Source organism: Patescibacteria group bacterium (assembly GCA_041675205.1).
In the GTDB taxonomy this organism is placed as follows: Bacteria; Patescibacteriota; Patescibacteriia; order GWA2-46-9; family GWA2-46-9; genus JBAYUF01.
This window is the reverse complement of record JBAYUF010000014.1, coordinates 1-6,218: the sequence shown is the minus strand read 5'-3', so window position 1 is coordinate 6,218 and position 6,218 is coordinate 1. Positions and strand designations below refer to the sequence as shown.

Below are 6,218 nucleotides of genomic sequence, written 5' to 3'. Positions count from 1 at the left end.
CGGTTTAAGTCGGTTGTTATACTGTTCGACAACAAGGCGTTATTTATCGCCTCCACCAAAAAGCACTCGGCAATCCTGCTCGAATCAGAAGAAATGGTCGGAACCCTCAATACCTTATTTGAAGCATTGTGGACGAACGCCGACAAGCCGTTCCGCGACCACTAAGCGGTCACTAGTTGCATCCACTCCCGTATTCCTCTATACCAGTAGCATGAATAAACTGCTGAAATACTTGTTTGACCCGGTCGATATACCGTTTCAAAAACGGGCCGCAATTATAAGAAAAGCTATCGAGGAGCGACAAAAGCTATTCGATAAGTTCGCACCAGAATCCCTCGACTCCTACGAAGAGCGGCAGCTCGAAATAGTCAAACAGGAGCAACGGCAGATTGCTGACGAGTTAATACGAGGTAATGTCAGCAAACGTCGGGCCGACCAAATGGGCAAGCGGCTCGATGAACTGGCGGCCATCAACAATAAAGTCGGCGAAAAAATAAAACGTAACCGCCAAAAGTTGGCTCGTTATAACGAGCTTTCCCAACCTTACGATACAACCATCAATAAAGGGCTAGCCTATTTGAGTAATTTGCTCATACTGTCGGCACTGGTTATGGTGCTTAGCATTTGTGTGCTGATAATTATGGCCACGTATTACTACGATGTAGTCACCCGAATTGGCTTACATATTTCGATGGATTTTTACCAAGTTGTCTGCCAGCTAATTGTGGCCTTGGCAGTGGCCGCCTACTTTAGCGGTCGTAGTAGCAAAGTTAAATCGAGCGACCAGAGCCTGAGCGAACGGTTACGCCACGACATTGATACCTTCCTATTTATTGTGCTCGGCGAGGCAGCCTGCCTTACCGCTATTGCACTCAACTTTACAAATACATTCCTGTTTTTTATAGCTATCATGAGTTTGGTTGTTCTGACAGTGACCGTTGGCAGAGCAGCCCTATACCCCGACCAACGCTAGTTGCAGGCACACAGCTTTAATATAAAGAAACCCATGGGTAGCGGAGCAAAAGCTCGACATTACCCATGGGGTCAACGTCTTCGTGGTGGCGGTACGCCTAGCCCACCGGGTGGTCACCTGGACACACCTCGTCCTCGGCGGCAGTCAGACTGCTCGGAAGCTGAAGTACGGTCTGAACCTCCTTCCAGATGTTGTTGTAACGGTCATTCAACTCGTTCCAGCGCTGCATGAGCGGGTTGTCATCTACGCTGCCGTAAATACCCATCATGCCGATTTCGGCGGCACAGCCCTGCAGGGCAAGGTAGTGCAGCTTCTGCACAGCGGACATGCCAGCCAGGCGCTCATCAACATGCTGCAGCAACGCCGTGTTGTCGACTGCTTGCCACTGAGCATTCTCGGGCAACGAAGGCTGATCGTCACTCCCCATGCTGCAGCCTGTCAGGCCAATCACGCACCCAACCATTGCTAGTCTCATTCGTTTCATATTCAGCGTCCTAATCTCTCGAAGGTACGACTCTTGCACGAAGACAATAGTATATTATCTACATAGTTTTCTTGGTCCGTCAATAAACTATCAGGGCGCGTGATACAATAAGCAGCAATGAAGCTGATCGGCAAACGCATCCCGAACACAACGCAAAAAGCGTTTCTTGCTCAGTTAAAGTCAGCGCTAGTAGAAAAAGACGTGGAATCCGCCTACAAGGGTGTTTTTCAGACTTATTATCAAACTACATTTCCCAGCCCCTACGGCAGTGACGGGTATATTGAACGTGGTCAGCAGTCGCTATTTGACGCCGACTCGCTCCGCCTGTTGCTTGAAGTAAAATTTGGTAAAAACTTAGCATCATCAGCTGGCCGGGCACAAATTGTCGTTCAGGCGCTGTACTATCTTAAAAAGTTTGAGCAAGACGGCAAACCATTACCAAACGTAATTGTCGGTGGTGATGAGAATGAAATTTTTACTATTTACGCGCCAAAGCTGTACACCTACTTAGAGAACGACTACGACTGGACCATCGCACCCTCTTCGGCGTACGAAAAAAACCAGGCGCTATATAAGGAGTTGATCGAAGATCCAAACTTAAATGTATATGTGTTTGATACGCGCTCGAGCGCTTTCGACATTAACGACGTGTTTACCAGTATTAGCACCCTAGGTCGGCAGGATGGTGAGTTTAAAAAGCTACGTGTCACTGAAGCTAATTTACGTCTAGTATTTGATGAGTTCACCCGCATGGTTTTTGGCGAAGAAAACTGGATCAAAACTGCCAAAAACATTGGTGCCGACGAGTCAGTTAGCATTTTTATACAGTCAATACTGGGCAACCAAGATACCTACTTGGTACCCACTAAAAAGAACACGCTACACCTTGCAGGCGGCAAAGAGATTCACATTAACGGCGCCAATTACGATGCATTCTTTAGCCGTTACGACCGTAAGTACACCGCAGCCGAGATTAACATTATTACCGCCATCGCCGACCAGTTAATCGAAGAAATCAAGCGCCGCTTTCATGGCGATTTTTGGACACCAACGGTTTGGGCCAACCGCGCCATCGACCTGATGTCGCATGATCTTGGCGATGACTGGCGCGAAAAATACGTAGTATGGGACCCAGCCGCCGGCACCAAAAACCTTACCCGCGATTACCGCTTTAAACGACTATTCACCAGCACCATTCATCAGAGCGAAATCGACATGAGTCGCCAGTACAACCAGGATGCAGCCAGCTTTCAGTACGACTTTTTGAACGACGATATAGACATTAATCCCGACAGTGATTACCGCGATTTACGAATGCCGCGCGAGCTTTTTGAAGCGCTTAAAAGCAATCAGCCGATTGTGTTTTACACCAATCCACCATATGGGCAGGCTACCGAGCAGGGCGAGACCAGCAAAGATGGCATTGCCGACACCCTTATTGGCAAAATTATGCGCAGCGAAGGCTTTGGTCACGCATCAGCTGAGCTATACACCCAGTTTATTTATCGAGTGCAAAAGCTGACCCGCGATTTTGGTTTAACAAACGTTTTCTTCTTTTTCTTCTTTAACAAAGGCTTTTTGGTAAGCCCAGCATTCGAAAAGTTTACCGATCAAATGCTTGACCACTTTCAGTTTAATGGCGGCTTTATGCTCAACGCCGGCGAGTTCCAAGGCACCGCCAGCAATTGGGGTATTATTTTTAGCAATTTTGCCGTTAAACAAGGTTCCGAGCCGCGGCAGGCCGAATTTACATTCAGGGTTGAAAAGTCAGGCCTGCATGGCACCGAAAAAATCTCGGAGCACACTATTCGCCGCGTATCTAAGAATGACACTATAAGCGCCTGGCTGGGTGCCATAAAGCCCTCTAGGGAGGTGTTTAACAATGGTGCCTACCCGCGTATTACCGGTGGCTTTAACACAAAAAATACTGACAAAGTATCGGGTTACTACAAAGCTGGCGCTATTGGCTTTATGCACAATAACGGCATGAACGTGCAATACTCCGACAAGTACGTAAACCTTAACAGTGCCATGAATTTTGCCGATCACGGCGTGACCGTGACGCCCGAGAATTTTGAGCGAGTGTGTGTCACATTTGCGGCCCGTAAATCAATTCTGCCCGATGCCTCTTGGGTTAACGATAAAGACGTCTTCCGCCGTCCCTCTGACAGTCTGCAAGCGTCGCCTGAATGGCCGGAATTTGTAAATGACTCTGTGGTGTATTCATTATTCCACCGAGCCTCCTACCAGACTAGCTTGCGAAACTTTGTGTACAATGGCCAGTCGTACAATGTGCCTAATGAATGGTTCTTTATGAGTCGTGAAGCTATAATTACGCTCGCCGAAAAACACGATCTGTCAGATATAGTGTTTGACGCGCAGTCATCAGACGATCGCTATGTTTACAAATATCTCCGCGATCAACCGCTATCACCAGAAGCAAACGAACTTTTGGTAGCCGGGCAAAAAATGATCGAGCAAACGTTCGCCCAGCGATTCCTAGCCAATGCCGAGCATCCCGAGTGGCACTTGCTGGCCTGGGACGCCGGATTCTATCAGGCGAGCAAGATTGCCGGTCTGTACAAAAATGACTTCGCCGATGTAATGGCCGATATGAAGCAAGCCTTGACCAAGCTCGAATCTAAAATTCGCCACCAAGTTTACCGCGATAAAATACTCGAAAAATAATATATGACGACAATTACTTATTTTGTTCATGGTACTACTACCGACAATGAGCAGGGCCTGGCCACTGGCTGGCTGCCAGGGCAGTTATCGGCTATCGGCCGCGAACAGGCAAAAAAGCTCGGCGAACAAACCGCACACTTAAAATTTGATGTGGTATTTTGTTCCGATTTACAACGAGCTATTGACTCCGCAGAACTGGGTTTTGGCGGCAAATATCAGATTATTCATGATGCTCGTTTGCGCGAGTGTAATTACGGCGACATGAACAGCCAGTCGGCAGTAGCCTTCAAAGACCGTATGGAGGATTACGTCACCATGCCATTTCCAAATGGCGAAAGCTATGAAGACGTCGAGAAACGTTTGCGCAGCTTTGTACACAATGTGGCGCAGCAATACAGTGGGCAACACGTAGCAATCGTGGCTCACCAAGGGCCACAGCTTGCGCTCGACGTCATTCTAAAAGGCAAGACCTGGCAACAGGCAATAGCCGAAGATTGGCGTAAAGCCCACGCTTGGCAGCCGGGTTGGCAATACATAATTGATTAAGCAGTTTAACCGTAGTAATAATTCGTACTTACAGTTGTGGATCCGTCCTATATTATCGGTTCACTTAACAATAAGGGGAATAACATGGCCGATCGTATTCAGGAAACTAAAATCATGACAGACGAGGGCGTAACGACCGAGACCACTCGGACGACCGCCGATGAACGGCCCGTAGGCGAGCCGGCCTCTTCCATGACTGCGCGCATTATTTGGTTTATTGCTAGTGTCATTATGACCATACTCGCTCTGCGCTTTGTATTAATTTTGCTCGGCGCAAACCGCGGCAATACGTTTGTCGACTTTATATATTCAATAAGCTATCCGTTCGCTCGACCATTTTTTGGCATGTTTAACTACGATCTGGAGTACGGCGTATCACGCTTTGAGCTCTCTACATTAGTTGCAATTGCCGTTTACGCCCTCGTAGCCACCGGTCTAAGCTACCTGGCAACAATCCGGCATAAGAGCACTGCGCTCTAGCCAACACCGGCAGGTTTCGCAATTTGCTATAGTTAAGCCATGTCTACCGCACAAACAACTACCGAGCCAATTACCTTTGAAACCAAACTATACAGTTTGGGTAAGTGGACCATTCTACGCTTGCCTAAAGAGGCAAGTGCCAAGCTGCCATCACGTGGTCAGACAATGGTCGAAGGAACTATAAATGGCATTCCATTTAAAATGCCCCTCGAGCCCGATGGTTTATGGAGCCATTGGTTTGCCGTCGAAGAGCCATTGCTCGTAGCTAGTAAAGCTGCCGCCGGCGACACCGTAAAAATGCAAATTACCCCTATAAAAGACTGGCCAGAACCTCCTGTGCCGGCTGACTTACAAAAGGCAATTAACGCCGACACCCAAGTGCGCGAACTATGGCAGCATATTACACCCATGGCACGTTGGGAATGGGTGCGCTGGACACGCTCCACGGGCAGCTCCGAAACCCGCGCCCGCCGCATTGCAGTGGCTTGTTCAAAGCTTAAATCAGGCAAACGCCGACCCTGCTGCTGGAACCGCAACCTTTGTACCGAGCCGTCCGTTTCTAAAAATGGCGTTCTTCTCGAAGCCGACTCTCCTGATTAAACACCGACATTAGACAAATTAAGATATATGTGTTATTTTTTGCTTTATGACACAGACGAGCCCGGCAGAACTATATCCACAGCCATCGCTCGATTTAGCCGACTACCAGCAATTTGTTGCGAGCACGCGCCGGCCCGATGAATATAACGGCGCCTGGCAAGAGGCCTATGCTGGTTTTATAGCCAGTGAACAGATGGAATTTTTGATGCAACATGGTTTTGGTGCAATGCTGCTACTACCACGTGGTTTTGAATATCCCGGCCCTGAACCTTCTGACGAACTACGATACCGCCTAGCGGACGAAACGGGCGATTTACTGTGGCTCGGTTTTGATATTGCCGACCGCATGGGATTATCGACCGCTGAACTGTGTACTGATAGCTTACGCGAATTTACGTCAGCAGATGCCGCGCCTATTACAAACTTTGCAGAGCTTCAAGACCGCAT

7 protein-coding genes are annotated in these 6,218 nt (G+C 48.4%); 6 read left to right on the top strand and 1 reads right to left on the bottom strand.

Annotated features, from left to right (window positions below; all coding sequences use genetic code 11):
- The first annotated feature begins 211 nt into the window (after positions 1 to 211).
- Positions 212 to 973: a hypothetical protein gene (locus WC052_05655; GenBank protein ID MFA7287119.1), complete on the top strand. Its 762-nt coding sequence runs from the start codon at positions 212 to 214 to the stop codon at positions 971 to 973.
- 97 nt (positions 974 to 1,070) lie between these two features.
- Here WC052_05655 and WC052_05650 read toward each other — a convergent pair whose 3' ends face one another.
- Positions 1,071 to 1,457 (bottom strand): hypothetical protein, encoded by a 387-nt coding sequence (locus WC052_05650; GenBank protein ID MFA7287118.1) that lies wholly within the window; start codon positions 1,455 to 1,457, stop codon positions 1,071 to 1,073.
- Between the two features lie 117 nt (positions 1,458 to 1,574).
- Between WC052_05650 and WC052_05645 the strand changes: the two genes are divergently transcribed.
- From WC052_05645 to WC052_05625, 5 genes are all read left to right on the top strand, one after another.
- The gene (locus tag WC052_05645; GenBank protein MFA7287117.1) at positions 1,575 to 4,145 is read left to right on the top strand and encodes a hypothetical protein; all 2,571 of its coding nucleotides are present in this window, start codon (positions 1,575 to 1,577) and stop codon (positions 4,143 to 4,145) included.
- Between the two features lie 3 nt (positions 4,146 to 4,148).
- Positions 4,149 to 4,691: a histidine phosphatase family protein gene (locus tag WC052_05640; protein ID MFA7287116.1), complete on the top strand. Its 543-nt coding sequence runs from the start codon at positions 4,149 to 4,151 to the stop codon at positions 4,689 to 4,691.
- An 84-nt stretch (positions 4,692 to 4,775) separates the two neighbouring features.
- Positions 4,776 to 5,171 (top strand): hypothetical protein, encoded by a 396-nt coding sequence (locus tag WC052_05635; GenBank protein ID MFA7287115.1) that lies wholly within the window; start codon positions 4,776 to 4,778, stop codon positions 5,169 to 5,171.
- A gap of 39 nt (positions 5,172 to 5,210) precedes the next feature.
- Positions 5,211 to 5,771, top strand: a complete 561-nt coding sequence (locus tag WC052_05630; GenBank protein ID MFA7287114.1) for a YdeI/OmpD-associated family protein — start codon at positions 5,211 to 5,213, stop codon at positions 5,769 to 5,771.
- A 46-nt stretch (positions 5,772 to 5,817) separates the two neighbouring features.
- On the top strand, positions 5,818 to 6,218 hold a 401-nt coding region (locus tag WC052_05625; GenBank protein MFA7287113.1), incomplete at its 3' end, for a hypothetical protein.